Below are 25,475 nucleotides of genomic sequence, written 5' to 3' on the forward strand. Positions count from 1 at the left end.
ACAGGCTCGGCGTCGCTCACCCCAGGCGTGCGAGCGCGGCGGTCAGGCGGTCGGCTTCGGCCTCCTTGGCGGCATGGTCGGCGCGCGCCTTTTCGACCGCTTCGGGCTTGGCGCGCTCGACGAACGACGGGTTGTTCAGGCGCCCGGCGAGACCGTCGCGCTCCTTCGCCGCAGCGGCAAGCGCCTTGGTCAGGCGGTCGCGCTCGGCGGCGATGTCGATCACACCTTCGAGCGGGACGGTGATCGTCTCGCCCTCGACGACGAGCTGCGCCGAAGCGCCCGCGGGGGCGGGGGCGAAGCTGACCGTCTCGAGGCGCGCGAGGCGATCGAGCTGTGCCGCGAGCTTGTCGGTGCGGCTCTTGAGCGACGCGGGGAAATGCGCGGTCAGGCGCGCGCCCGGGGGCAGGCCGAGTTCGGCCTTGGCGGTGCGCAGTTCGCTGACGAGCTTGATCAGCCAGTCGATGTCGGCGCTGGCGTCGATGTCGCGTTCGGCGTTCGGCGCAGGCCATTTGGCGGTGATCAGCGGATAGTCTGCGCGCTCGCCGAGCCCGGTCCACAGCTCTTCGGTGATGAAGGGCATGAAGGGGTGGAGCATGACGAGGATCTGGTCGAGCACCCAGCCGGCAACGGCGCGGGTTTCCTCAACCTCCGTTTGCCCTGAGCTTGTCGAAGGGCCGTCCTTTTCTTCACTCTCGGTCAAAGACAAGGACGGGGCTTCGACAGGCTCAGCCCGAACGAAATTGGGGTCTGTGCTCGGATTGAGCACAGGCTTGATCAGTTCGAGATACCAGTCGCAGAAGCGATCCCATGCGAAGCTGTAGATCGCGTTCGCGGCTTCGTCGAAACGGTAGGTGGCAAAGGCACTTTCCATCGCGGCGACGGTCGCGGCGACCTCGCCGATGATCCAGCGGTTGACCGGCAGCGTCGCGGCGGGGGCTTCGAAGCTGGTCGAGGCCGAAATGCCGTTGGCTTCGCAGAAACGCGCGGCGTTCCACAGCTTGGTCGCGAAGTTGCGATAGCCCGCGAGGCGCGCGTCATCCATCTTGATGTCGCGGCCCTGGCTTTCCATGGCCGCCATGAAGAAGCGCAGCGCGTCGGCGCCGTACTGGTCGATCAGCCCGAGCGGGTCGACGACATTGCCCTTCGACTTCGACATCTTCGCGCCGTCGGGCGCGCGGACGAGGCCGTGGAGATAGAGCGTCTTCCACGGCACATCGCCCATGAACTCCATCCCCTGCATCGCCATACGCGCATCCCAGAAGAAAAGGATGTCGAAGCCCGAAATGAGGACGTCGTTGGGGTAGTGGCGCTTCAGCAGTTCGGTGTTTTCGGGCCAGCCGAGCGTGGCGAAGGGCCAGAGGGCGGAAGAAAACCAGGTGTCGAGGACGTCCTCGTCGCGCGTCAGGGTGACGTCCGCGCCTGCTTCGGCCTGCGCCTGTTCTTCGGTTTCGGCAACGAAGATGCGGCCATCGTCGGCATACCAAGCCGGGATTCGGTGCCCCCACCAGAGCTGGCGCGACACGCACCAGGGCTGGATATTCTCCATCCAGTTGAAGAAGGTCTTTTCCCAAGTCTTCGGCACGATATTGATGCGCCCGTCGCGGACCGCCGCCATCGGCGGCTGCGCGAGCGTTTCGGCGTCGACATACCATTGGTCGGTCAGCCAGGGTTCGATCACCACGCCGCCGCGGTCGCCGAACGGCGTCTGGATCGTGCGCGGCTCGGCGTCATGCTCGGTGACGTCGCCGTCCTTTGACTTGACGACATGCGGGATCAGGAAACCCTGTTCCTTCATCCGCTGCACGACCAGTTCGCGCGCGCCGTCGATGCCGTCGCGCCTGAAGCGGTGGAGGCCGAGATATTCGGCGGGGATCAGCCCGTCGGCGGTCTGGATGACGTTCGCGTCGCCGTCGAGCATGTTGAGCATCTCGCCGGGCTTGAAGCCCGCGCGCTTGCCGACATCGAAGTCGTTGAAATCATGCCCGGGAGTGATCTTCACGGCGCCCGACCCCAGTTCGGGATCGGCATGTTCGTCGGCGACGACCTTGAAGCGGCGCCCGGTGATCGGCTGGAGAATGTCCTTGCCGATCACGCTCTTGTAACGCGCGTCGTCGGGGTGCACCGCGACTGCCATGTCGGCGAGCATCGTTTCGGGGCGCGTCGTCGCGACCTCGATATAATCGCGTGCCCCTAAAGGATTATTGGCGTCGAGCGTCACGCCGTCGGCGAGCGGATATTTGAAGTGCCAGAAGCCGCCTTGGACCTCGTGCGTCTCGACCTCGAGGTCCGAAATCGCGGTCTTGAGCTTCGGATCCCAGTTCACGAGCCTTTTGTCGCGGTAGATCAGGCCCTTTTTGTGCAGGTCGACGAAGACCTTGACCACGGCACGCGTGAAATGCGGGTCCATCGTGAATTGTTCGCGCGACCAGTCCATCGAGCAGCCGAGGCGGCGGAGCTGGCCGGTGATCTGGCCGCCGCTTTCCGCCTTCCACTGCCAGACCTTGTCGACGAAATCCTCGCGGCTGTAGTTGGTACGCTTGTCCTGCCGCGCTTCGAGCTGGCGCTCGACGACCATCTGCGTCGCGATCCCGGCATGGTCCATGCCGACGACCCACAGGGCATCCTTGCCGCGCAGGCGCTCGTAGCGGACGAGCACGTCCTGCAACGTATTGTCGAGCGCATGGCCGATGTGCAGCGCGCCGGTGACGTTGGGCGGCGGGTTGACGATCGTGAATGGGGTGGCGTCGGGACGCTCGGGGCGGAACAGCCCGCGGCTCTCCCACTCATGGGCCCATTTCGCCTCGATAGCGGCGGGATCGAATGTTTTTTCCATCGGCATAATGGCCCGCGCTTTGCCAGCCATGGTGCAGCGCGGCAAGGGGGTGATTGCCCGCATCTCGCCATCTCAGATGTTCCCCGGCGAAAGCCGGGGTCCAGACATGTCAGGCAAGGTTGGCATGCGAACGCTCTGGGCCCCGGCTTTCGCCGGGGAACAGGCCATGTGCTATTTCTTCAGATGCTTGCCCATCCAGTCAAACACGGTGCGGTGCCACTGGACGCTGTTCGCGCCCTTCAGCACCCAGTGGTTTTCGTCCGGGAAGACGAGCAACTGGCTCTCGACGCCGCGGCGCTGGAGTGCGGTGAAGGCGGCGAGGCCCTGGCTGTAGGGGATGCGGAAATCCTTTTCGCCGGTGATCACCAGCATCGGCGTCTTCCACTTGGCGACATGATTGACCGGGTTCCACTTTTCGGGATCGGTGCGCTCCCACCACGGACCGCCATGATCCCATTCGTCGAACCACAATTCCTCGGTCTCGAACGCCATCGCGCGCAGGTCGAAGACGCCGTCGTGCTGGACGAGGCATTTGAAACCGTCGGTCCACTGGCCGGCGATCCAGTTCATCATATAGCCGCCGTAGGAGGCGCCGAGCGCGCAGGCGTTGCTGATGTCGAGTTGCATGTCCTGCTTGCCCGCCGCGGCGAGGCCGAGCTTGAGGTCTTCGAGCGGCTTGCCGCCCCAATCCTTGTTGATGCTGTCGGTGAAGGCTTGCCCGTATCCCGTCGAGCCGTGGAAATCGATCGAGACGACGCCATAGCCCTGCTGCGCGATCAGGCGCGGGTTCCAGCGCGTCGACCAGCTGTTGCCGAAGCTGCCCTGCGGCCCGCCATGAACGACAAAGGCTACCGGGATTTTCTGTGCCGGGTTCACCGGCTTCAGGATGATGCCCCAAACCTTGTCGCCGTTCGCACCCGCGAATTGCATGCGATCGAATTCGACCGGATCGAATTCGGCGAGCTGCGCTGCATTGACCTTGGTGAGCTGCGAAACCTTGCCCTTGGCGTCGCGGACATAGAGGTCGGTCGGCGCGAGCGCGCTGTTGCGCGAATAGAGCAGGCTGCCGCCGGCGAGCGGGGTGACGTCGCCGACATTGCCGTCGAAGGCGTCGGTCGACGCCTTCAGTTTCTCGACCTCGCCGCTCGCCGCATCGACGCGGAAGACCGGGTGGTCGAGCACGTCCTGCGCGGTGACATAGAGCGACTTGCCGTCGGGCGCCCAGGCGATCGAGCCGACCGAGCGGTCCCACGCGTCGGTCAGCTTGCGCGTGTCGCCGGTCGACAGGTCGCGCAGCATCAGCACTTGGCGGTCGGCCTCGTATCCCGGCCGCGCCATCGCTGCATAGGCGAGCCATTTGCCGTCGGGCGAGGGGGTGGGGAGGGTGTCGGTCGCCTGATTGTCCGCGGTCAGATTCTGCGGCATCATCCGGCTGTCGACCAGCCAGCTGTAGATATCGAGATTGGTCGACAGCGGTTCGTTGCGATCGGCCTTGCGCAGCGTAAAGAACACCGTGCGGCTGTCGGCACCCCATGCAAGTTCCTCACCGCCCCCGAACGGCTTCGACGGGCTGTCGCCCACGAGACCGGCGTCGACCGGGCGTGCGGCGGTCGCCTTGCCGCCTTCGAGGTCGAAGACGAAGGGGCGGCTGTAAGTGCCGGGGGTTTCCCAATGGTCCCAGTGGCGCACGAAGCCCGCGCCATCCTTGTAGAGGCGGCCGGTGCCGGGACCGACCAGCGCGCCCTTGTCCTTCGCCTCGCAGCCGAAGTCGGTGCATTCTTTCGCGATGTCGCCCCATGCGAGCAGGCGCTTGCCGTCGGGCGAGATCTTGAAACCTTCGACGTCCGCCTTGGTGTCGGTGACCTGGGCGGCGGGGGTGCCCGCTGCCCGGGGATCGATGCGCCAGACCTGGCTGGCGCCCGAGGCGTCGGACAGGAAGAAGAGCGAGCCGTCGGGGTGGAACGACGGGCTGGTCTCGTTCTTGCCCGCGGTGTCGGCGATCGCGACGGGTTTGGCGTCCTTGGCATTGCGGTCGACGAGCCACAGGCCGGTCGAGCGCTTGTAGGTTTCGGCCGCCGTCTCGGTCATCTGGAACACGACCCAGCGTCCGTCGGGCGAGGCGGTTGGCGCAGCGACGCGCTTGAGCGTTGCGAGATCGACCTCGGTCATCGGCCGGGCCAGCGCGGGGGTGGAAAGGGCGGCGGCAAGCGCGATCGCGCTCGGGAGCAGATAGTTTCGCATGCAAGCGGTTTAGCGATGCGACGCCGCTGTTCAAGGACCAAGCGGGTGCGGCCGGAAAATCCAGCTTGTCCGGGAAAAATCAAACCTCTCTGGCACCGCCGCGCGCCGCGCTGCATCGGCCCGCGTCCCGAGGAGGTGCGCGTGCCGAAGTCTGGTCCGAGTCGATTTTTCTCTCCGCTGCTGGCGGGCGCGAGCTTTCGCGACCGGATGATCGCGAGCATCGGGGCGCTCGTCGGCATCGGCCTTGCGGGGTTGACCTGTGCCGCGATGGTCCCCGTTTCGATGCCGTGGATCATCGCGCCGATCGGGGCGTCGGCGGTCCTCCTGTTCGCGGTCCCGTCGAGTCCGCTCGCCCAGCCATGGTCGATCGCGGGCGGTAACGCCGCGTCGGCGCTGATCGGGGTGTGCGTCGCGCAGGCGGTGGGTTCGCCGGCGCTCGCAGCCGCGCTCGCGGTTTCGGCCGCGATACTGGTCATGTCGCTGCTGCGCTGCCTGCACCCGCCGGGCGGAGCGGTGGCGCTCAGCGCGGTGCTCGGCTGGCCCGACATCGCGGGGCATGCGAGCGAGTTCCTGGTCCCGGTCCTGCTGAACTCGCTCGTCCTCATCGGGATCGGGGCGGTGTTCCACCGCTTTTCGGGGCACAGCTACCCGCATCGCGCGCGACCGGTCGAGGGCAAGCCGCCGACCGACGAGCCGGCGGGGTTGCTGGTCGAAGATATCGACAGCGCGCTCGCCGATCTCGGCGAGACGTTCGACATCGGCCGCGAGGACCTGGTGCTGTTGCTGGCGCGCGCGGAGGTGCATGCGGCGGCGCGGGCGGAGCGGCGCTAGGCGCGCGGTTCGAAACCCCCGGCCGGCTTTAGCCGTCGTCCGCCTTGTCGCACTGCTTCGGGTTCCGGGCCATCGCTTCGGATTTGCGCCAGGCCGAACGGAAGAGGCGATCGCGCTCGGCCCGCGCGCCGATATCGTAGCGCGCCTGCGCGACCGGCCGTCCCATCGCGTCCTGCAGCGACAGCGTCAGGGCGGTGCCAGTTTCGAGGCGCTCGTACGGATCGCCGTCCCCGCCGCCATCGGTAATCGACGCCGAGGCATAGCGGAAAGGGCTTCCGCCGATCCGGTAGGCGACGCCCGACGGCTCGAGTTCGACCGACCAGCTCTCGCCGCTGTCCATCCACAGCAGGAGCGTGAGCTGGCGAAGTGCGCCGGCGGGACCGCCGACGCTCGATATCTCGCCGATCGCTTCGGTCAGTTCGCCGATCGCACCGGCCTCGGCATCGTCATATTGCAGGACGAGTTCGGGACGGTCGAGGTCGCGATACCGGGGCGGGCTGGCATCGAGCATCGGTGGTGTCCAGCGCACCGAGCGCGACCAGATATCGCCGTCGCCGTCGACCTCCGCCACGACGGTGACTTGCGCGTCGCGGCTGCCCCTGACGACCGCGGTGCACACGCGCTCCTCATTTTGCGCCATCGCGGGTATCGGGGCTGCGAGCAGGGCGGTGGTGAGCAGCGCACGGATCATCGGACCAGCGTCCCGCCCTTCATCACATGGTCGATCCGTTCGAGCGCCGCGATGTCGGCGAGCGGATCGGCGCGGACCGCGACCATGTCGGCGTAGCGGCCCGGAACGATGGCGCCGATGTCGCTGCGCCCCATTTCCTCCGCGGCGCGGCCGGTCGCCGAGCGGATCGCCTGCATCGGGGTCATGCCATAGCGCACCATATAGGAGAATTGCCGGGCGTTGAGCCCGTGCGGATACACGCCCGCGTCGGTCGCAAAGCCGATGTTCACGCCCAGTTCGACCGCGCGGCGGAACGCGGCGCGCTGCGCGTCGGTCGTCTCGCGGTTCTTGCGCAGATATTCCTCGGGCCAGCCTTCCTTCGTGCCGATATCGTCGATGTAGGTGCCGTTGTAGATGTCCATCGCGAGCCAGGTGCCGTGCTTCCTGGCGAGCTGCAGCGTCGCTTCGTCGGCGAGGCTGGCATGCTCGATGCTGTCGACCCCGGCGGTGATCGCATTGCGGATGCCGACCGCGCCGTGCGCGTGCGCGGTAACCCTCTTGCCGCGTGCATGGGCGACCTCGACGATCGCCCGGAGCTGTTCGACGGTGAGTTCGGGCGCTCCCGGTTCGGTCCCGATCGCCAGCACCGCGCCGGTTGCGATCGTCTTGATGAAGTCGGCGCCATGATCGAGCAGGTAAGTGGTCTTCGCCGCGGCTTCCTCAGGCGTCGCCGCCACGCCGAGCCGCATGTCGGGGGGGAGCTGGTCGTTCGGGACGACACCGTTGAGTTCGCCGCCGCCGCCGGGGATGGTCAGATAGGCCCCCGCGACCCACATCCGCGGACCTGGCACATCGCCGCGCTCGATCGCGTTGCGCAGCGCGACGTCGGTGAGCCCGCGATAGGTGCCGACATCGCGCACGCTGGCGAAGCCCGCATTCAGCGTAACCCGCGCGTTGCGTGCGCCGACGAGCGCGGTCTCGGCGGGCGAGGCCTTCATCGGCGCGGCGAGGTCGGCGCTCTGGCCGAGGTCGGCGAGATGGGTGTGGAGATCGATCAGCCCGGGCAGCACGGTGAAGCCCGACCAGTCGAGCCGCGTCGCACCCGCCGGGGTCGCGCCGCACGGCGCCACCGCTGTGATCCGCTCGGCCACGATCGTGATGCAATGCCCGGTGCGAACCTCGTCGGTCACGCCGTCGATCAGCCGTCCGGCCTCGACATAGAGCGTTTCGGCCGAAGCCGACGCTGCCGCGACCAGAGCCGCGGCGAGGGCGGCGATCAGATGGCGGTGTCGAAGGTGTTGCACTGGGCGGGGTCCCCGGTCTGCAGCCCGCGGCGGAGCCAGGTCATGCGCTGTTCGCTGGTGCCGTGCGTGAAGCTTTCTGGGACGGGGCGCTGCCCCGCCGAGCGCATCAGCGTATCGTCGCCGATCGCGTTCGCGGCGCGCATCGCTTCCTCCATGTCGCCCGGTTCCATCACCGGCTGGCCGTCGCGCGTGCGTGCGCGGTTGGCCCAGACCCCGGCGTAGCAGTCGGCCTGCAACTCCATGCGCACCTGCAGCGCGTTGCCCTCGGCCTGCGACGCCCGGCCTTGCGCGCGGCGCACCTGTTCGGAGGTGCCGGTGATCGTCTGGATATGGTGCCCGACCTCGTGCGCGACGACATAGGCCTGCGCCGCGTCGCCCGCGGCGCCGAAGCGCTGCGCCAGTTCGTCGAAGAAGGCGGTGTCGAGATAGACGCCCTGGTCGGCGGGGCAATAGAAGGGGCCCATGGCCGCCTGCGCCGCGCCGCAGCCCGAGCGGTTCTGGTCGGTGAAGAAATTGAGCGTCGGGCGCTGATAGCCGCGGATCGTGCTTTCCCAGACCTGATGCGTCGATCCGAAGACGTTGCACGCGAAGCGTTCGGCCTGCGTGTCGCACGCGACATTGGCGCCGCCGCGGCTGCCCGCCGCCGGATCGGCGGTGCCGCCGCCGGTGCTGAGCATGTTGGCGCCGGGGCCGAGCAGGAAAAAGGCGACCGCGCCAAGGATCAGGATCGTCCCGCAGCCCATCTTGCGCCCGAGCAGCATCGGCAGCAGCCCGACGAGCAGTCCGCCCATGCCGCCGCCCCCGCCGCCGCCGAATCCCCCGCCGCCGCGGCCGAGGTCACGGATGTCGTCGCCGGGATCATAGTCGTCGAGGCGCATCGTCGGGGTCTCCAGCGCTGATGGTTCGGTCCTTGGCAGATTGTGGCAGCAGCATGGGGCAATTGGAAGAGGCTTCGCGACCGGGCGCACGGGCTTGGGCTTGCAATGGGCCGTGTTGCGGTGCACCAATCGCGCGTCCCGCCGATCGAAGGATTGTCCCGAGTCCATGCCGCGCCGCGCCGCCTCCGCCGCCTTGCCGCTGCCCGATCTGGTCGTGCTGGTGTTGCAGGGCGGCGGCGCGCTCGGTGCCTATCAGGCGGGGGTCTATGAAGCGCTGATCGAACTCGGGATCGAACTCGACTGGGTCGCGGGGATCTCGATCGGTGCGGTCAACGCCGCGATCATCGCGGGAAATTCGCGCGACGAGGCCGTCGGCCGGTTGCGCGCCTTCTGGGACGGGGTTTCTTCGGCGCTGCCGTCGTTTCCGCTTCCCGACAATGATCTCGCTCGCGAATGGAGCCACCTCGCGGCGGCGGGGCAGGTGATGGCGTTCGGCGTGCCGGGTTTTTTCGCGCCGCGCTGGCCGCCCCCGGCGCTCGCCGAGCGGCAGACGCCGGGGGCGGTGAGCTTCTACGACACCGCGCCGCTGGTCGAGACGCTGAACCGGCTGATCGACTGGGACCGGCTCAACGACGGCAAGGTGCGGCTCTCGGTCGGCGCGGTGGCGGTCGAGACGGGCAATTTCCGCTATTTCGACACCGCCGTCGAACGCATCGATGCGCGGCACATCCTTGCGTCGGGAGCGCTGCCGCCCGGATTGCCGCCGGTCGAGATCGACGGCGACTGGTATTGGGACGGCGGGCTCGTCTCGAACACCCCGCTCGAGCATGTCGTTGAGAGTGCGAGCGCGGATATGCTGGTGTTCCAGGTCGACCTGTTCCCGGCGCGCGGCGAGCGGCCGCACGATCTGGAGGAGGCCTGGTCGCGCGAGAAGGACATCCGTTTTTCGAGCCGGACGCGGCGGATTTCGGACGGGCTGGTGCGGCGGCGGAAGGAGCATCGGGCGATCGACCGCATGTTGGCGAAGTTGCCGCCCGACGTGATGGCGCTGCCCGAGGTTCGGATGGTCCGGAAGATGATCGATTGCAAGGCGCTCAACGTGGTGCAGTTGGTGCACAATCCCTTGAAATGGCAGACGGGTGCGCGCGATTTCGAATTCTCGCGAGCCGGCGTCGAGGCCAATTGGGCGCAGGGACGCGCGGCGGTCGAGGCGGCGATGAACGACGGGCATCTGCTTGCGGAAAGCATCGCCGAGGGGCGCTCGAACAGCTTCGCGGTGCAGGCAGGCGGGCTGACGCCGAAACAAGACCCTGAAAAATGAAGAATATCTCTCCCAAGGCACAAAGGACAACATCATGCACCTGAAAGGCAAAACCGCCCTCGTCACCGGATCGACGTCGGGCATCGGGCTCGGGATCGCCAAGGCCTATGCGGCGGCGGGCGCCAACATCATCATCAACGGTTTCGGCGATGCCGACGCAATCGAGACCGAGCGCGCGGCGCTGGCGGCGCAGAGCGGCGGCAAGGCGGCGTATGACGGCGCCGACCTGACCAAGCCCGAAGCCATCGAGGAAATGTTCAAGCGCGCCGATGCCGATTTCGGCGGGGTCGACATCCTCGTCAACAATGCCGGCATGCAGTTCGTGTCGCCGATCGAGAGTTTTCCGGTCGAGAAATGGGACATGATCATCGCGCTCAACCTGACCGCGGCGTTCCACACGATCCGCCACGCGGTGCCGGGGATGCGGGGGAAGGGCTGGGGCCGGATCATCGGCACCGCGTCGGCGCACTCGCTCGTCGCTTCGCCGTTCAAATCGGCCTATGTCACCGCGAAGCACGGTCTCGCCGGGCTGACCAAGACGGTCGCGCTCGAAGTCGCCGATGCGGGCATCACGGTGAACTGCATCAGCCCCGGCTATGTCTGGACGCCGCTGGTCGAGAACCAGATTCCCGACACGATGAAGGCGCGCGGCATGACGCGCGAACAGGTGATCAACGACGTGCTGCTCGCCGGGCAGCCGACCAAGCAGTTCGTGACGATCGAGCAGGTCGCTGCGCTCGCGGCATTCCTGACGCGCGACGAGGCCGCGAACATCACCGGCGCGAATCTGAGCGTCGACGGCGGCTGGACCGCGGCGTAGGCGCGGGGCAGGGACCACGCTTCCCCGCAGAATGGTGGGTCGGCGGCTTTCGGGCGTTCCATAATCCCGTTCGTGTCTCGACTTCGCTCGCCACGAACGGGGATGGAAGACGGTTCGCGTCATACATAATGCGGTCATTTCGGGACGCATTTACGTGTCTGCGTGCGTTGCTGCGCTTTGGCAGCCTTGAGCAATTTTCTTTCGTCCCCTAAGGTTAACCATAACCGGACAGGAGAGACGGATCATGTGGGGTCGTTATTCGATAATCCTGGGGGCGTTGACCGCGCCCGTGTTGACGGGGTGCCAGACGGTACCGTCGGTGCCGCCGTCGGCGGCCGATGCGCCGTCGACCGAGGGGACGTGGCGCGCGACCGCGACCGAACAGGATCGCGGGCGTATCCGCAATTGGTATCGCAGCTGGGAGGCCGCGCTGGCCGACGCGCGCGCCAAGGGCCATGGCGCGCAGGTCGATCGCGAGGGCATTTTGCTCCACCCGACCGCGGCGCTGCCCAATCCGCACCTGCCCGCGGGGCAATATCGCTGCCGCACGATCAAGGTCGGGTCGCAGGGCGGCGGGACGCTGGGCTATGTCGCCTATGGCTGGTTCCGCTGCCGCGTGGCGGCCGAGCAGGGGCTGTTCAGCCTGACCAAGCTGACCGGATCGCAGCGGCCGGTCGGACTGATCTTTCCCGACAATCTGACGCGGCAGGTCTTTCTCGGGACGCTCGAACTCGGCGACGAGACGATGGCGGTCAGCTATGGCAGCGACCGGATGCGCGACATGGCGGGGCTGGTCGAGCGGATCGGCGACAATCGCTGGCGGCTGGTGCTGCCCGCGCCGGCGTATGAAAGTCTGCTCGACGTCATCGAGTTGGTGCCGGAGGGCCGATAGAGGATTTTAAACGCCCCAATCCCCGTTCGTGTCGAGCGAAGTCGAGATACGCGAAGGCATGCGCTCGCTCTGGGTGTCTCGACTTCGCTCGACACGAACGGATAAGGGGGGGGGCATCACGCTTGAAGGCAGGGGATTGAGATGCGGACTTTACTGGCGGGCGCGGCAGCCCTTGCTCTCTCGGCTCTTGCGGCATCGCCTGCGGCGGCGCAGGCGACCGACAGCGCGATCGGGACGGAGATCAAGCAGGACATGCCGTCGCTGATGGCGATCTATCGCGACCTGCACGCCAACCCCGAACTGAGCTTCATGGAAGTGCGTTCGGCAGGCATATTGGCGGCCGAGGCGCGCAAGCTGGGTTTCAAGGTCACCGAAAAGGTCGGCGGTACCGGTGTCGTCGCGGTGATGGAAAACGGCCCCGGCCCGGTGGTGCTGGTGCGCGCCGACATGGACGGGCTGCCGGTGATCGAGCAGACCGGGCTGCCCGGCGCGTCGAAGGTACGCGTGACGACCAAGGAGGGTGTCGAAACGGGCGTGATGCACGCGTGCGGTCACGACACACACATGACCGCGTGGATCGGTGTCGCGCGGCGTATGGCGGCGAACAAGGGCAAATGGTCGGGAACGCTGGTGATGATCGGCCAGCCCGCCGAGGAGCGCGGCGCAGGCGCGCGGATGATGCTGGAGGACGGGCTCTATACGCGCTTTCCCAAGCCGCAATATGCGCTCGCTTTCCATGACGCCGCGCAGTTCCCGGCGGGGCAGATCGGCTACACCGCGGGTTATGCGCTCGCCAATGTCGACAGCGTCGATGTCCTCGTGAAGGGGGTCGGTGGGCACGGCGCCTATCCGCAGACGACCAAGGACCCGATCGTGCTGGCGAGCCGCATCGTCGGCGCGCTGCAGACGCTGGTGTCGCGCGAGATCAGCCCGCTCGACAGCGCGGTGGTGACCGTCGGCAGCTTCCACGCGGGCGCGAAGCACAACATTATTTCGGACGAGGCGCGGCTGCAACTGACGGTGCGGAGCTACACCGACGAGGTGCGGGGCCATCTGCTGGACGGCATTGCGCGCATCGCGAAGGGCGAGGCGATCGCGGCGGGCATGCCCGAGGACCGGATGCCGGTGGTGAGCGTGCAGAAGGACGAATATACGCCCGCCACGTACAACACCCCCGAATTCACCGAAGAGATGGCGGGCTTCCTGAAGACGCAGTTCGGCGAGGCGCGGTTGACTGCGATGCAGCCGGTGATGGGCGGCGAGGATTTCGGCCGCTTTTCCCGCGAACCGAACAAGGATGTGAAGAGCCTGATCATCTGGGTCGGCGGCGTCCCGCATGCCGAATATGACGCGGCGAAGAAGGAAGGCCGCACCCTGCCGAGCCTGCACTCGCCCTTCTGGGCACCCGAGGCGGACACGGTGATCTCGACCGCGACCGAGGCGCTGACGGGGATGGCGATGAAGCTGATGCCGAAGGGGTAGGGGCAATGACGGCATTCGGGCGGCGTTCCCTGCTGGTCGGATCCGCCGCGCTGATCGCCGGCGGTGCAGCGCCTGCCCGCGCCGGGACGGGCGCGCCCTGTCCGGACGGCAAGGCCGGCTGGGTGCCGTCGGATGCGCTGGTCGAGGCGCTTCCGCGCCTCATGCGGATTGCGGGGGTGCCCGGCGTGGCCATCGCGGTCGTGGATCGCGGGCGGCTCGCCTGGAGCGGAAGCTTCGGCGTCAAGAGCATCCTCGCCCGCGACCCGGTACGCGAGGACACGTTGTTCGAGGCGGCTTCGATGACCAAGCCGGTCTTTGCCTATGTCGTGATGCGGTTGGCCGACGAGAAGCGCCTCGACCTCGACACACCGCTCGTCGCATATCGTCGCCCGGCCTATCTGGGCAAGGATCCGAATCTCGAGCGCATCACGGCGCGGCATGTGCTGGAGCATTCGACCGGTTTGCCCAACTGGGCGTCGGAGCCGCTCGTCACGAACAGCGCGCCCGGATCGGGCTACAGCTACTCCGGCGAGGCCTTCATCTGGCTCCAGCTGGTTGTCGAGACGATCACGGGAACGAGCCTTGGCAGCGTGATGCGGGCCAAGCTGTTCGATCCGGCCGGAATGTCCCGCAGCAGTTTCGGCTGGGACGAGGAGATCGCCCGATCGGCTGTGTTCGGCCATTCCGAGCCCCCGGAAGGCGAAACGACGCTTCCGCCCCAGCCGACGCGCGAGCTGGGCGACCGGCTGCTGCGGGTCGCCACGAAGTGGGGCAAGCCGATCGCATCGTGGAGTTTTGAAGATTCGATGCGCGCGATGCAGGAGAGCGACCCAAAGACGCCGCCGTCGACACACGATCTATTGGTCAATTCGGCCGGAGGTCTGCTGATGACCGCGTCCGACTATGCGAGGTTCATGATCCTCATGATGGAGCGGCGAGACCGGGCAGGCTGGGAGATCAGCGATATGGCGCGGCAGGCAATGCTCACCCCCCGGATCGACGTGCGCGGGCGCGACATTTCGCGCGGGCTGGGATGGGAACTCGAGGAAGCACCCGCGGGCCGGCTGTTCCAGCATAGCGGCAGCAATTACGGAATTTTCAAGACGCTGGGCGTCGGCGATGCCCCGAACGGGCGCGCGATCGTCGTCTTTACCAATGGCGCGAACGGCAATGTACTCGCGGCCCGGATCGTTCGCGAGGCAACGGGAATCGACCGACTGAAGTCGTTGATCTGATCCGTTTTTCGGCGTCGGCGCCGTCAGCCATCTCCGAACCTGCGCCTGCAACCGCCCGCGCGTCGTGCGCGGCGACGCCGTCGTCACGGAGAGCGTGAGGAGGTCGCGCCGCCTGGTACGCATTGCCCTTCGTCCCGTCGGCGGCGGCAACGCCGGCAATGGCAGCCCGGCCCCGCCTCGCGGCGCCCGGTCGGGGCGCGCCGCCGTTTCCCAAATTTATTGGGATGGACCTGTTCGTGGCGCTATGGTGAGCAACAGCCATGTCTGCCAACCACCCCCTGCCGGGCTTGTCCGCATGCCTTACCGACCGGGAAGTCGAAATTCTGCGCCTTCTCGCCGCCGGGCATACGGTGAAGACGATCGCCGCGCGGCTCGACCGGTCGGAAACCTCGATCAACGAGCGTTTGCGCACCGCGCGCCGCAAGACAGGGGTCGGTAGCAGCCGCGAACTGGCGCGCCTGCTCGACGTCCAGGAAATTTGTGACAAGAAAATCGATCTTTCGAAACCGCGTTCCGCCGGGAAGGAGTCGGCGCACACCGCGACCATCGGGGTTCGCGGTTCGAAAGGAATGATCGTCATGCTCATCGCAATACCCATGGCCGCCGCCGGATTGATGGTCGCCGGCACCCCCTCCACCGATCAGGTCGCGACGCCCGCCGCGGTTTTCAGCGCCGCGTCGCAGCCGCTACCGCTCGTCGGGCGCTGGTCGCTCGACGCCTCGGAGATGCCCGAACAGGAGCGGCCGCAACGGGTGACGATGACGTTCCGCGCAGCGCAGGACGGAAAATGGACGACGCGCGTCGAAATCGTCGCTCCCGACGGGACGAGCAGGCATGCGGAATCGACCGCCGCGCTCGACGGTACCCCGGTGCCGGTCACCGGCAATATGGGCTTCATCGACAGCGTCGCGCTGCGCCAGCCGGCGCCGGACACCTTGGTCATGACATTGGGCAAGGCCGGCGCGCGGGTGTCGACGCGGGTCTATACGGTCGCCGCGGATCGCAAATCCATGACCGAAACGATCGTCTGGTCGGGCGGCAATCGTGAAAAACTGGAAGCGACGCGGTTCAATCGCATCGATTGACCGTCACCCGGCGCGCATGCGCCGGCGCCCCGGCGGGTTGGGGGTGGTTCATTCGCTGGTTTTCAGGGTTTCGAGCCACCCCAACAGCTCCGCCTGCAACCGCACGCGCGCATCGGACCAGCTGTGGTCGGTCGCGACGTGCAGCGTCCTGAGCTTCGCGCCGCCGCCCTCCTTGCGGATCGCTTCGGCGAGCGCGTCGGTGCCCGCGGCGAGGCCGTCGTCGGACGAGAGGAGGAAGAGGTTCGTCCCGCTCAGTGCGGAGGCGCCCCTGGTCCAGTCGAAGGCGTTCGCGTTCGCGATCAGCTCGTCGGCCATGACCTCGGGCGAGGTGCCCGCAAGGGCTTCCTGGCCGTTGGCCTTCATCCCTGCAGCGAGCTGGTCGCGCGGGGCCTTGCCGAAGGCGCCGAGGTTGGCGGCGGAGATCATCGCGGCGCCGAGCAGGCGCCTGTCCTTCGCGGCGGTGATCGCGGTGACCCAGCCGCCCATGCTGTGCCCCATGATGACGAGGCGCTTGGGGTCGATACGCAGCTTCGCGGCGTTGGCGGGGTCGCGCGCGAAGGCGAGGACGGCGCCCGCGTCCTCGAGATTCTGCGCGAAGCGATAGCCACCGGGGCTGCCCCACGAGCCGCGATAGTTGAAGGTGATGACGGTCCAGCCGGCACGGCGGATCGCCTGTGCGAGGTCGAGATTCTTTTCGATGCCGGGCAGACCGTGGCAGATGATGACTGCCGGGTGCGGGCCGGAGCCGGCCGGGATATAGGCGACGCCGTTGACCTCCACCCCGCCGGTCGGCCCTCCGGTTGGAATATGGAGAACCTCCATCGCGGCGGGAAACGCCTTGTCGGCGGGCGGGTCGGTGTAGATTGCGGCGGGAATGCCGGCGCTTTGGGCGAGAGCGGGTACGGGCAGCGCCGCGATCGAGAGCGCGGTGACGACGGCGAGTTTGCGGTTCATGCTGGCTTGTCTCCCCTGAATTGAACCATTGCGCTGAGCCTGTCCGAAGGGGACCGTCCGGGAAGCGCCCTTCGCAGGCTCAGGGCTATGGCGATGAATTGGGCGGAAGGCGCATCTCGCTTTCCCCGAACGCCGCAAAGCTGCCGCTGCGGCCTTCGCCTTCGGCGAAACGCCGGGCGCCCGCGGCGGCGCCTTCGCGCAGGGGGCGAACGCCGGCATGGGCTTCGTGCGTGAGCGCGGCTTCGAGGTCGAAATCCCACTGGCGGTAGGCGCTCATCCGGTCGCTGTTCATGCAGATTTGCGGGAAAGCGGCGATCTGTCTGGCGAGCGCGATCGCTGCGGGGAGGGCGGTGCCGTCGGGAACGACGCGGTCGGCGAGGCCGATGCGCTGCGCTTCGGCAGCGTCGACCGGGCGTCCGGTGAGGATCATGTCGAGCGCGCGGCCTTGGCCGACGATGCGCGGCAGGCGAACGGTGCCGCCGTCGATCAGCGGAACGCCCCAGCGGCGGCAATAGACGCCGAAGATTGCGGATTCGGCCGCGACGCGGAGATCGCACCACAAGGCAAGTTCGAGCCCGCCGGCGACGGCATGGCCTTCGACCGCGGCGATCACGGGCTTTTCGAGCAGCATGCGCGTCGGACCCATCGGGCCGGGGGCTTCGGGATCGTAGCGCGTCGCGCCGACCGCGGTGAGGTCGAAACCCGCGCAGAAATGGCCGCCGCAACCGGTCAGGATCGCGACGCGCGCGGTTTCGTCTGCGGCGAAGGCGGCGAAGGCGTCGCGCAGCGCCCCGGCGGTTGCGGGGTCGACCGCGTTGCGCTTGGCCGGGCGGTTGATGGCGATGACGGTGATCGCGCCGTCGCGGTCGATCTGGATGGACATGGGCAGCGCTTCTCCGGGCGGTCGGACGAAATTTTCGCGACCATGGCGCGGGCGGGGGTTGAAAGCGAGTCCCCGCGTGCCTAGGTATGGGTCATGCGGGCCGGGCCCCTCTGGCGTCGGCGGGATATTCCCGCCCTCGTGATGTCGGACCGCATCGGGTGACACCGATGCTTGCGGCCCTCCTCTCCCCCCTGACCACGGGCCCCTGCGTCGGCGTCACCTGTTTCTTGAGCTTGCTCGATCAGGAGGCCCCTATGCGTTCCATTTCGCGTTTCTACCGACTTTCGCTGCTGTACCGGCAGCTCGACGATGCCGTGCGCAGCGAAGCGCGCCGCGGCGCCGATGCCTTTCGCCTGCTGCGGCTGAAAAGTGCCAAGCTGGCGGTCAAGCGCCGGCTCGCCGCGCAGATGCAGCCCGCGCTCGCGCGCTGAACCGGCAATCATGACAAGCGGCCGTGCGTGCCGCCCCTTCGCGGGCGGCACGCACGGCCTGTTCAGGGATGAATTTCATGGAATTTCTGACCGCGGACTGGCTGGGCACTCCGGCCTGGTTCTGGCTGGCCTTCATCGGGCTGGTCGTTCTGCTCACCGCCTTCGATCTTGGCGTCCTCAACAGGGAAAACAAGGAGATGGGCATCGGCGAGAGCCTGAAGCTCTCGGCCTTCTACATCAGCATCGCGCTGGCGTTCGGCGTCTGGGTCTGGCTTGCCAAGGGCGGCGAGGCGGGGCTGCAATATTACACCGGCTTCTTCATCGAGAAGGCGCTGTCGATCGACAACATCTTCGTCATCTCGCTGATCTTCACGACCTTTGCGATCCCGCCGCGTTACCAGTATCGCGCCTTGCTGTGGGGCATTGTCGCGGTGATCGTGCTGCGCGGCATCATGATCGCGGGCGGCGCGGCGCTGGTAAACGAATATGGCTGGGTGCTCTATGTCTTCGCGGCCTTCCTCGTGTTTACGGGGGTGAAGATGCTCTTCGCGAGCGACACGCCGATGGACGTGAAGGGCAACCCTGTGGTGCAGTGGCTGTTGCGTCACATCCCGCTGACGCACGAACTGCACGGCGAGAGATTCTTCGTCAAGCTGCCCGACAGCAAGACGGGCAAGCTCGCGCTGACCGCGACGCCGCTGTTCCTCGCGCTGGTGGTGATCAACCTCGCCGACCTGGTATTCGCCGTCGACAGCGTGCCGGCGATCTTTGCAATCACCACCGACACCTTCATCGTCTACACCTCGAACATCATGGCGATCCTCGGCCTGCGCGCGCTGTACTTCGCGCTGTCGGCGATGGTCCACCGCTTCCATTACCTCAAATATGCGCTCGCGCTGGTGCTGGTGTTCATCGGGTCGAAGATCTTCGTCGCCGATTTCATCCTCGGCGGCGACAAGTTCCCGCCGCTGGTCAGCCTGGGCGTTACCGTCGCGCTGATCGCGGGCGGGGTGATCTGGTCGCTCGTCAAGACGAAGGACGAGCCGCTGGTGATCGAGAAATAGCGAAAGGGGCGGGCCGCAAGGCTCGCCCCTTTTCGGTCAGACGGCGAGGAGCAACGTGTCGTCCTCGTGCGGCGCAGCGGCCTCGAACGAGGGCAGGGGTTCGAATTCCTCGTCCTGCAATTCGGTGACCGCGAGGCCGTCGAGCTTGAAATGGCCGAGCCGCCAGTCGTCGGGCGAACGCCAGTTCTTGCTGAGGTTGAGCGCGCTGATGAACAGGTCGCCGCGGCGTTCGAACATCTGGTGCGGCGCGAGCTGCATGATGTTGCCGTTATATTGCGCAGTGACCATGCGGCGGCGCGCGATGGCTTCCATCAGTTTGAGGCGGGTGTCGTTCATGATCGGCAGGCTCGGGGAGGGGGAGGGAGAAGTTTCTGATTGATTGTGCAATGCACCATAACCCACGCGCGCATGAAGGTTCAAGGTCGGAATCGACAAAAAAGTTGATGATTATGCGACGCGCGCGCGCCGGGCGGCATCGCGGCATGCCGGTTTTGCCCCGGTTTCGCGCGCGCGGCCCGGCGTTGCGTCAGGCCGCGACCTCGAGCGCGGCCAATATCGCCGCCGCCGCCAGCCGCCCGGTCTGGGCGCCCCCGTTCATATAGCCGGGGAAGGCGTCCGACAGATGCTCGCCGGCAAAGACGATCGGCCCGGCAACCGCCTGCCGCGTCGCGGTGCCATCCTCCTCGACCCAGAAATGCGGCGCGAAGCGCGTGAGCTGGCCGGGCCTGAAGGTCGAATAAGCGCCGCGCGCGAACGGGTCCTGGCCCCACGCGGTGCGGCGCATGGAGCGCGCCTCGAGGCCCGGGACGGCGGGTGCGATCGCCGCTTCGGCGCGTCGCAGCGTGGTTTCGGGGCTGGCGGCCATCAGCGCATCGACCTGATCGCCGCCGAAGAACCAGGTGAGCACCCCGGCATCGCCCGGCTGGCCCGAACTCGCATCCCAAAATTCGGAGAAGATGCCCGGCCCCTTAGTGTCGACCGCCCAGGCGGACCCCGCGGTGCCGGTCGCCGGCTCCCAGACGCGCGCCGCATAGCCGGCGTTGATCTTTTCATTGCGGCCGCAATTGATCTCGCCGACCAGCGCCGCCCATTCTTTGGACAGCAGCCCGCCATAGTCGATCGTGCGCATCAGCGGCGCGGGCACGGTGACGATCACGCGATCGACTCGGTCGCGCTTGCCGTTGGCGAAGCGCAGGTCGAGTCCATCCTTGCCTGGGGCGATCGACCGCAGCGCATGGCCGGTGGAGATGCGCGGCATCAGCGGTTCGGACAAGGCCCGCACGATGCTCGACGAGCCGCCGGTCAGGATGAAGCGCTCGTCGCTGAGCGAGATCAGTTCGGCCTGTTCGCCGTCGACGACGGGCAGATTGAACAGCAGTTCCAACGCCGAGGCCTGATCGGGTTCGGCGCCGAATTCGGTGCGGATCGTCGCTTCGATCAGTGCGCGGATATGCGGCTTCATCAACCCGGCATTGGCGTCGAGATAGGTGGCGACCGAAATCGAGTCGAGCCCGATCGCGGCAACCGCGTAATCGGCGTCGAGGATCGCCGCGTCCCGGCCGATATGCTCGGCAATCGGACGCAGATCCTCGATCAGTTCGGTGTCGGCGAGCAGACGGCCGTCGGCGACATAGCGCGTGTGTGCGACCATGGGTTGGCGGTCGATCAGCGGGATGCCGAAGCGTTTCGCCAGCGCGAGCATGTCGTCATGGTCGGTGTTGATGAGGTTGCCGCCATCCTCGATGTTCAGCCCCGGTTCGGGAGCATTGTTCGCGGTGAGCACGCGCCCGCCGAGGCGGCCGCGCGCTTCGTAGAGATGCGCCTCCACCCCCGCCGCGGTCAGCGCGTCGAGCGCGGTCAGTCCTGCGAGGCCGCCCCCGATGATTGCGACGCGCAGGCCCGATGCCGCCCGCGACCGGGTGGGCCAGCCGATCAGCGGCAGTGCCGCCGCGGCGCCGAGCGCGGCGAGCATCCGGCGCCGGGTGATCCCTTGATGCACGGCGATCGGCGGGGGTGCGCCCGCATCCGCAAGATTGGCACGGCGGGCCTGATTGAGCAGCCCCCACAATGGCCCGGAACCCCGCATCGGTCGCCTCCCTGTTGTTGCGCCCAAGGGCAAGTGTAGCATGGTTGGCCGCGGGTACGAACAGGTGGTGCAGTTCGCCTCGTCATCGCGGGGGCACCGTGGCTTGGGCCTGGCAGGAACGCCTGTCTGCGATGCGGCGCTAGCGCCGTTTTATGCCGTAATCGATCCGAATCCGGACCCATGCGCCGACCATCGGCTTTCCCCCGAGGCGCGGCGGGCGGACACGGAATTGCCATGCGGCGGCGAGCACCGCGCGCGTGATCTGCGATCCGTTCGGATATTCGTCGAGCCCGACGCAATCCTCGACGCGATAGTCGGGCGCGGTGCGGCACGCGATCAGCCCCCAGCCCGGGCCGCTGGCGGTCGACAGAAAGCCGCGCAGTTCGTCGTCGCTCGGCTCGCGGTACCACGCCGCGGCGTAGAGCGGTTCGCCATTGGGGGCGGTTCCGACGCGCGCGGTGTCGCCGGCGGAGGGCGAGCCGCCCCGGTTCGGGGGACCATAGACCTGTCCGTTCGGGGGGCGGACACCGATCGTCGGAGTGGTGGGCGTCGGTAGCCGTTCGGCCGCGACGGGCGGGGGCGACGCGGGACTGGGTTCGGTGACTTGCGAAGGTAACGGCGGCGTGGGCAGCGGTTCGTTCCTGACGGGGGCCGGCGGTGAAGGCCGCGTTTCGGCTTTTTCGCTCGCGGCAGGGCCGGGTTCGGGCGCGTCTTCCGGAATCTCGGCGGCTTCGAGGGTGATCACGCTGATCGGTGTCGCGGTCTTTTCAGGCTGGTCTCCGACACCGAAGGCGAGCAGCAGGAACAGCATCAAACCCGCGATGACGATAGCGAGGCCGATGGCGAGTGTGCGGCGCCCCGCCCCGATGTTGAGCAGATTGGCGTCGGGAGAGGCTGGATGAGGGTTCAGCGGAGGCGATCTTTGGTGGCGGCGTCCGCGGGGCCAATCGGCCGGAGCGGCAGGGGCGGGATAGTGAGGCACCCGGGCTTTGACAAGGGCGAGCGCCGATGGACGCGGGCGAAGGATGTCGGTCCGTGACCGGAAGGCGCCCGATATCCTCTCCGTGGTTTCGCCGCAGAGGGGATCAGAAGGTCCGCTTCGCACCCGCGCGGCTCGATCAGCGGGGACGGAAAGGGGGTGGAAGCCAGCGCCCGGCGCGGTGCCCCCGGGGCTTCGCTGTGGTCGGACGACAAAAAATGCCCGCCGGAAGCCCGGAGGCTTCCGACGGACAGGCTTTCCTCCCCAGGAAAGCTCGGGAGGCGCGCCGGCTGCAAGGCGGCGGCGCGCCAAACTGGTGGTCAGGCGGGGAACCGTTCCCCGCCGCGGCCATCAGGCCGCAAACTGGTTCATCGTATTGTCCTTGCCCGCCGCTTTCAGCGCCGCTTCGCCGGCGAAATATTCCTTGTGGTCGTCGCCGATGTCGCTTCCGCTCATATTCTGGTGCTTCACGCAGGCGATGCCCTGGCGGATTTCGGCGCGCTGGACGCCCTTGACGTAGCCGAGCATCGCTTCGTCGCCGAAATATTCCTTCGCCAGATTGTCGGTCGACAGCGCGGCGGTGTGATAGGTCGGCAGGGTGATGAGGTGGTGGAAAATGCCCGCCCGCTTCGCCGCGTCGCGCTGGAAGGTGCGGATGCGGTTGTCGGCCTCTTCGCCCAGCGGCGTCGCGTCATAATCGGCGCTCATCAGCTTGGCGCGGTCGTAGGCACCGACGTCCTTGCCCTCGGCCTGCCAGGCGTCGAACACCTGCTGGCGGAAGTTGAGCGTCCAGTTGAAGCTCGGCGAGTTGTTGTAGGCGAGTTTTGCATTGGGGACGACTTCGCGGATGCGGTCGACCATGCCGGCAATCTGTTCGATGTGCGGCTTTTCGGTTTCGATCCAGAGCAGGTCGGCGCCGTTCTGCAAGGACGCGATGCAGTCCATCACGCAACGGTCCTCGCCGGTTCCCGAGCGGAACTGATAGAGGTTCGAGGGCAGGCGCTTCGGGCGCATCAGCTTGCCGTCGCGGTTGATCAGGACGTCGCCGGGGTTGCCCGCGCCGTCGACCTCTTCGCAATCGAGGAAGCTGTTATACTGGTCGCCAAGGTCGCCGGGCTCCTTAGAGAAGGCGATCTGCTTGGTGAGGCCCGCGCCGAGGCTGTCGGTGCGCGTCACGATGATGCCATCCTCGACGCCGAGTTCCATGAAGGCGTAGCGGCAGGCGCGGATCTTCGCGATGAAGTCCTCGTGCGGCACGGTGACCTTGCCATCCTGGTGGCCGCACTGCTTTTCGTCCGAGACCTGATTTTCGATCTGGAGCGCGCAGGCGCCGGCTTCGATCATCTTCTTGGCGAGCAGATAGGTCGCCTCGGCGTTGCCGAAGCCCGCGTCGATGTCGGCGATGATCGGCACGACATGCGTCTCGTGATTGTCGATTGCGGCCTGGACCTGCTTCGCCTTGAGTTCGTCGCCTTCGGCGCGCGCGGCGTCGAGGTCGCGGAACAGAAGCCCAAGTTCGCGGGCGTCGGCCTGACGCAGGAAGGTGTAGATTTCCTCGATCAGCGCCGGGACGCTGGTCTTTTCATGCATCGACTGGTCGGGCAGCGGACCGAATTCGCTGCGCAGCGCGGCGATCATCCAGCCCGAGAGATAGATGTAGCGGCCCTTGACAGTACCGAAATGCTTCTTGACCGAGATCATCTTCTGCTGCGCGATGAAGCCGTGCCAGCAGCCGAGCGACTGGGTGTAGTTGGCGGGGTCGGCGTCATAGGCAGCCATGTCGGCGCGCATGATGCGCGCGGTGTAGCGGGCGACGTCGATGCCGGTGCGGAACTTGTTCTGGGCGCGCATGCGGGCGACGCTCTCGCCGCTGATGCCGTCCCACGTGCCGTCGTAATCGCGGATGAGGCGGCCTGCCTGTGCCATGTCTTCCTGATAGCCCATCGTTCGAGTCCTTGTGGAGAGGTGATGGGTGGAAGTTGGCGAAAGTGCCGCGGAATGTGAAAAGCTTTGTCAATAATATTTGTGAAATATCCGAGTTTGGTGGTAATGTGCGTGTAAATCAGTAAAGAAAGTTACAATTTCATGGCGGAACGGCGGGTGTTTGCGGGGCCGGCGGTGCGCAAGGTGCGGCGCGAGGCAGGGATGACGCAGGCGGCGATGGCCGAGGCGCTCGATATCTCGCCGAGCTATCTCAACCTGATCGAGCATGGGCAGCGGCCGCTGTCGGCGACGGTGATCGTGCGGCTGGCCGAGCGCTTCGGCTTCGATGCGGCGAAGCTCGGGGCCGAGGAGGTGCCGGGCGGTCTCGCGGGGCTGCGGCGGCGGCTCGCCGACCCGCGCTTCGCCGACCTCGGGATCGGTGCGCAGGAAGTCGAGGAGTGGTTGCAGACCGCACCCGCGACCGCCGCCGCCTTTGCGCGGCTGTTCGATACGGCGCCCGAGGGGCGCGCGGAAGGGGAAGGCGACGCGCCCGAAGTTGCCGCCGTCCGCCGCGCGATCGAGAAATGGCGCAACCATTTCGCCGACCTTGACGCGCGCGCCGAGGAACTGGCCGACGAACTGCGCCTCGCCGGCGGCGACCTGTACGGCACGATTTCGGAGCGGCTGCGTACGCGGCACCAGCTCGGCATCCGCATCCTGCCCGCCGACGTGATGCCCGACCGGCTGCGCTGGCTCGACTGGCACGCGCGGCAATTAATGCTGAACGAACTGCTGCGCCCGGCGTCGCGGACCTTCCAGGCGGCGGCGACGCTGGCGCAGGTCGAGGCGAAGGGCGAGATCGACGCGCTGGTCGCGGGCGCCGAATTCGCCGAGCCCGCCGCGGCGCGGCTGTTCGAGCGCCACCTGATCCATTATTTTGCCGCCGCGCTGATGATGCCCTACGGCCGCTTCCTGCGCGCGTGTGATGCGACGGGCTATGATTTGCTGCTCCTCCAGCGGCGCTTTGGCGCGGGCTATGAGCAGGTGGCGCACCGGCTGACGACGCTCCAGCGCGTCGGTGCGCGGGGGCTGCCCTTTTTCATGCTGCGCATCGACCGCGCGGGGCAGGGGAGCAAGCGTTACGCCGGGGCGAGCCAGTCGCCGCTGGTCGACGGCGATGCGCGCTGTCCCTTGTGGGGCGTGCACGAAGCCTTTGCGCGGCCGGGCGAGGTGGTCGCCGACCTGGTCGAACTGGAAGATGGCAGCCGCTGGTTTACGCAGAGCCGCTCGGTTGCCGCGCCGGGAGCAAGCGGCAGCGGGACGCCCGCGCGCTTCGCGGTGTGCGTCGGGGTCGACGCCAAGGTTGCGGCACCGCTGATCGCCGCGCGCGGCATCGACCTGATGCGATCGCCCGCGACCCCGATCGGGCTCGGATGCCGCCGCTGCACGCGCACGGGGTGCGTCCAGCGTTCGGTGCCGCCGCTCGGCCGTCCGCTGCGCTTTCGCGAGGGCGAGCGCGGGGTGTCGGCGTTCGACTTCGCGGGCGATTGAAGCGCGGGCGAG

21 protein-coding genes are annotated in these 25,475 nt (G+C 67.2%); 10 read left to right on the top strand and 11 right to left on the bottom strand.

Going from position 1 to position 25,475, the window contains the following annotated elements; all coding sequences use genetic code 11:
• Positions 1-16: 16 nt before the first annotated feature.
• Both EAO27_RS06720 and EAO27_RS06725 read right to left on the bottom strand, forming a co-directional pair.
• Positions 17-2,839, bottom strand: coding sequence for a valine--tRNA ligase (locus EAO27_RS06720; RefSeq protein ID WP_242778591.1), 2,823 nt, complete (start codon positions 2,837-2,839; stop codon positions 17-19).
• A gap of 165 nt (positions 2,840-3,004) precedes the next feature.
• Positions 3,005-5,074 (bottom strand): S9 family peptidase, encoded by a 2,070-nt coding sequence (locus EAO27_RS06725; protein ID WP_242778594.1) that lies wholly within the window; start codon positions 5,072-5,074, stop codon positions 3,005-3,007.
• Between the two features lie 141 nt (positions 5,075-5,215).
• Between EAO27_RS06725 and EAO27_RS06730 the strand changes: the two genes are divergently transcribed.
• Complete coding sequence (locus EAO27_RS06730; protein WP_347567131.1) at positions 5,216-5,905, top strand: HPP family protein; 690 nt, start codon at positions 5,216-5,218, stop codon at positions 5,903-5,905.
• Positions 5,906-5,933: 28 nt separating this feature from the next.
• Here EAO27_RS06730 and EAO27_RS06735 read toward each other — a convergent pair whose 3' ends face one another.
• The 3 genes from EAO27_RS06735 to EAO27_RS06745 are packed head-to-tail and all read right to left on the bottom strand — an operon-like array spanning position 5,934 to position 8,757.
• A complete protein-coding gene (locus tag EAO27_RS06735) occupies positions 5,934-6,596 on the bottom strand; it encodes a hypothetical protein (RefSeq protein ID WP_242778597.1) in 663 nt (220 codons plus the stop codon).
• Positions 6,593-7,879, bottom strand: a complete 1,287-nt coding sequence (locus tag EAO27_RS06740) for an amidohydrolase family protein (RefSeq protein WP_242778600.1) — start codon at positions 7,877-7,879, stop codon at positions 6,593-6,595. Before EAO27_RS06740 ends, EAO27_RS06735 begins: the two co-directional genes overlap by 4 nt.
• Positions 7,852-8,757, bottom strand: coding sequence for a neutral zinc metallopeptidase (locus EAO27_RS06745; protein ID WP_242778603.1), 906 nt, complete (start codon positions 8,755-8,757; stop codon positions 7,852-7,854). The genes EAO27_RS06740 and EAO27_RS06745 overlap by 28 nt, the downstream gene beginning before the upstream one ends.
• Positions 8,758-8,923: 166 nt before the next feature.
• Here EAO27_RS06745 and EAO27_RS06750 point away from each other — a divergent pair, with 166 nt between their 5' ends.
• The 6 genes from EAO27_RS06750 to EAO27_RS06775 all read left to right on the top strand — a co-directional run bounded on the left by EAO27_RS06750 (position 8,924) and on the right by EAO27_RS06775 (position 15,592).
• On the top strand, positions 8,924-10,078 hold the full coding sequence (locus EAO27_RS06750; protein ID WP_242778607.1) for a patatin-like phospholipase family protein: 1,155 nt from the start codon (positions 8,924-8,926) through the stop codon (positions 10,076-10,078).
• Positions 10,079-10,112: 34 nt separating this feature from the next.
• A complete protein-coding gene (locus EAO27_RS06755) occupies positions 10,113-10,898 on the top strand; it encodes a 3-hydroxybutyrate dehydrogenase (RefSeq protein WP_242778610.1) in 786 nt (261 codons plus the stop codon).
• A gap of 277 nt (positions 10,899-11,175) precedes the next feature.
• Positions 11,176-11,790 (top strand): DUF4893 domain-containing protein, encoded by a 615-nt coding sequence (locus EAO27_RS06760; RefSeq protein ID WP_242778613.1) that lies wholly within the window; start codon positions 11,176-11,178, stop codon positions 11,788-11,790.
• A gap of 141 nt (positions 11,791-11,931) precedes the next feature.
• Positions 11,932-13,272 (top strand): amidohydrolase, encoded by a 1,341-nt coding sequence (locus tag EAO27_RS06765; RefSeq protein ID WP_242778616.1) that lies wholly within the window; start codon positions 11,932-11,934, stop codon positions 13,270-13,272.
• 5 nt (positions 13,273-13,277) lie between these two features.
• On the top strand, positions 13,278-14,507 hold the full coding sequence (locus EAO27_RS06770) for a serine hydrolase domain-containing protein (RefSeq protein ID WP_242778619.1): 1,230 nt from the start codon (positions 13,278-13,280) through the stop codon (positions 14,505-14,507).
• A gap of 260 nt (positions 14,508-14,767) precedes the next feature.
• Positions 14,768-15,592 (top strand): helix-turn-helix transcriptional regulator, encoded by an 825-nt coding sequence (locus EAO27_RS06775; RefSeq protein WP_242778622.1) that lies wholly within the window; start codon positions 14,768-14,770, stop codon positions 15,590-15,592.
• Between the two features lie 48 nt (positions 15,593-15,640).
• Here EAO27_RS06775 and EAO27_RS06780 read toward each other — a convergent pair whose 3' ends face one another.
• Both EAO27_RS06780 and EAO27_RS06785 read right to left on the bottom strand, forming a co-directional pair.
• A complete protein-coding gene (locus tag EAO27_RS06780) occupies positions 15,641-16,546 on the bottom strand; it encodes an alpha/beta hydrolase (RefSeq protein WP_242778625.1) in 906 nt (301 codons plus the stop codon).
• 85 nt (positions 16,547-16,631) lie between these two features.
• Positions 16,632-17,429, bottom strand: coding sequence for a crotonase/enoyl-CoA hydratase family protein (locus EAO27_RS06785; RefSeq protein ID WP_242778628.1), 798 nt, complete (start codon positions 17,427-17,429; stop codon positions 16,632-16,634).
• A gap of 254 nt (positions 17,430-17,683) precedes the next feature.
• Here EAO27_RS06785 and EAO27_RS06790 point away from each other — a divergent pair, with 254 nt between their 5' ends.
• Entirely contained in the window at positions 17,684-17,860 is a 177-nt protein-coding gene (locus tag EAO27_RS06790; protein WP_242778631.1) for a hypothetical protein, read from the top strand.
• A 77-nt stretch (positions 17,861-17,937) separates the two neighbouring features.
• A complete protein-coding gene (locus tag EAO27_RS06795; protein ID WP_242778634.1) occupies positions 17,938-18,924 on the top strand; it encodes a TerC family protein in 987 nt (328 codons plus the stop codon).
• Between the two features lie 36 nt (positions 18,925-18,960).
• Here EAO27_RS06795 and EAO27_RS06800 read toward each other — a convergent pair whose 3' ends face one another.
• The 4 genes from EAO27_RS06800 to EAO27_RS06815 form a co-directional block, all read right to left on the bottom strand.
• Complete coding sequence (locus tag EAO27_RS06800) at positions 18,961-19,260, bottom strand: WYL domain-containing protein (protein WP_242778637.1); 300 nt, start codon at positions 19,258-19,260, stop codon at positions 18,961-18,963.
• A 190-nt stretch (positions 19,261-19,450) separates the two neighbouring features.
• Complete coding sequence (locus EAO27_RS06805; protein WP_242778640.1) at positions 19,451-21,010, bottom strand: NAD(P)/FAD-dependent oxidoreductase; 1,560 nt, start codon at positions 21,008-21,010, stop codon at positions 19,451-19,453.
• A gap of 139 nt (positions 21,011-21,149) precedes the next feature.
• Positions 21,150-21,821, bottom strand: coding sequence for a hypothetical protein (locus EAO27_RS06810; RefSeq protein ID WP_242778642.1), 672 nt, complete (start codon positions 21,819-21,821; stop codon positions 21,150-21,152).
• Positions 21,822-22,340: 519 nt separating this feature from the next.
• On the bottom strand, positions 22,341-23,933 hold the full coding sequence (locus EAO27_RS06815) for an isocitrate lyase (RefSeq protein WP_242778645.1): 1,593 nt from the start codon (positions 23,931-23,933) through the stop codon (positions 22,341-22,343).
• 141 nt (positions 23,934-24,074) lie between these two features.
• Between EAO27_RS06815 and EAO27_RS06820 the strand changes: the two genes are divergently transcribed.
• Positions 24,075-25,463 (top strand): short-chain fatty acyl-CoA regulator family protein, encoded by a 1,389-nt coding sequence (locus EAO27_RS06820; protein WP_242778648.1) that lies wholly within the window; start codon positions 24,075-24,077, stop codon positions 25,461-25,463.
• The last annotated feature ends 12 nt before the right edge of the window (positions 25,464-25,475 follow it).

The organism is Sphingopyxis sp. YF1, from assembly GCF_022701295.1.
Classification (GTDB): Bacteria; Pseudomonadota; Alphaproteobacteria; order Sphingomonadales; family Sphingomonadaceae; genus Sphingopyxis.

Bases quoted from the DNA above. Each gene is read 5' to 3' on its own strand.
- EAO27_RS06795 (WP_242778634.1), top strand. From the start codon at position 17,938: ATGGAATTTCTGACCGCGGACTGGCTGGGCACTCCGGCCTGGTTCTGG.
- EAO27_RS06780 (WP_242778625.1), bottom strand. From the start codon at position 16,546: ATGAACCGCAAACTCGCCGTCGTCACCGCGCTCTCGATCGCGGCGCTG.
- EAO27_RS06820 (WP_242778648.1), top strand. From the start codon at position 24,075: ATGGCGGAACGGCGGGTGTTTGCGGGGCCGGCGGTGCGCAAGGTGCGG.
- EAO27_RS06745 (WP_242778603.1), bottom strand. From the start codon at position 8,757: ATGCGCCTCGACGACTATGATCCCGGCGACGACATCCGTGACCTCGGC.
- EAO27_RS06735 (WP_242778597.1), bottom strand. From the start codon at position 6,596: ATGATCCGTGCGCTGCTCACCACCGCCCTGCTCGCAGCCCCGATACCC.
- EAO27_RS06800 (WP_242778637.1), bottom strand. From the start codon at position 19,260: ATGAACGACACCCGCCTCAAACTGATGGAAGCCATCGCGCGCCGCCGC.
- EAO27_RS06815 (WP_242778645.1), bottom strand. From the start codon at position 23,933: ATGGGCTATCAGGAAGACATGGCACAGGCAGGCCGCCTCATCCGCGAT.
- EAO27_RS06810 (WP_242778642.1), bottom strand. From the start codon at position 21,821: ATGCTGTTCCTGCTGCTCGCCTTCGGTGTCGGAGACCAGCCTGAAAAG.
- EAO27_RS06725 (WP_242778594.1), bottom strand. From the start codon at position 5,074: ATGCGAAACTATCTGCTCCCGAGCGCGATCGCGCTTGCCGCCGCCCTT.
- EAO27_RS06790 (WP_242778631.1), top strand. From the start codon at position 17,684: ATGCGTTCCATTTCGCGTTTCTACCGACTTTCGCTGCTGTACCGGCAG.
- EAO27_RS06805 (WP_242778640.1), bottom strand. From the start codon at position 21,010: ATGCGGGGTTCCGGGCCATTGTGGGGGCTGCTCAATCAGGCCCGCCGT.
- EAO27_RS06765 (WP_242778616.1), top strand. From the start codon at position 11,932: ATGCGGACTTTACTGGCGGGCGCGGCAGCCCTTGCTCTCTCGGCTCTT.
- EAO27_RS06775 (WP_242778622.1), top strand. From the start codon at position 14,768: ATGTCTGCCAACCACCCCCTGCCGGGCTTGTCCGCATGCCTTACCGAC.
- EAO27_RS06755 (WP_242778610.1), top strand. From the start codon at position 10,113: ATGCACCTGAAAGGCAAAACCGCCCTCGTCACCGGATCGACGTCGGGC.
- EAO27_RS06770 (WP_242778619.1), top strand. From the start codon at position 13,278: ATGACGGCATTCGGGCGGCGTTCCCTGCTGGTCGGATCCGCCGCGCTG.
- EAO27_RS06785 (WP_242778628.1), bottom strand. From the start codon at position 17,429: ATGTCCATCCAGATCGACCGCGACGGCGCGATCACCGTCATCGCCATC.
- EAO27_RS06750 (WP_242778607.1), top strand. From the start codon at position 8,924: ATGCCGCGCCGCGCCGCCTCCGCCGCCTTGCCGCTGCCCGATCTGGTC.
- EAO27_RS06720 (WP_242778591.1), bottom strand. From the start codon at position 2,839: ATGCCGATGGAAAAAACATTCGATCCCGCCGCTATCGAGGCGAAATGG.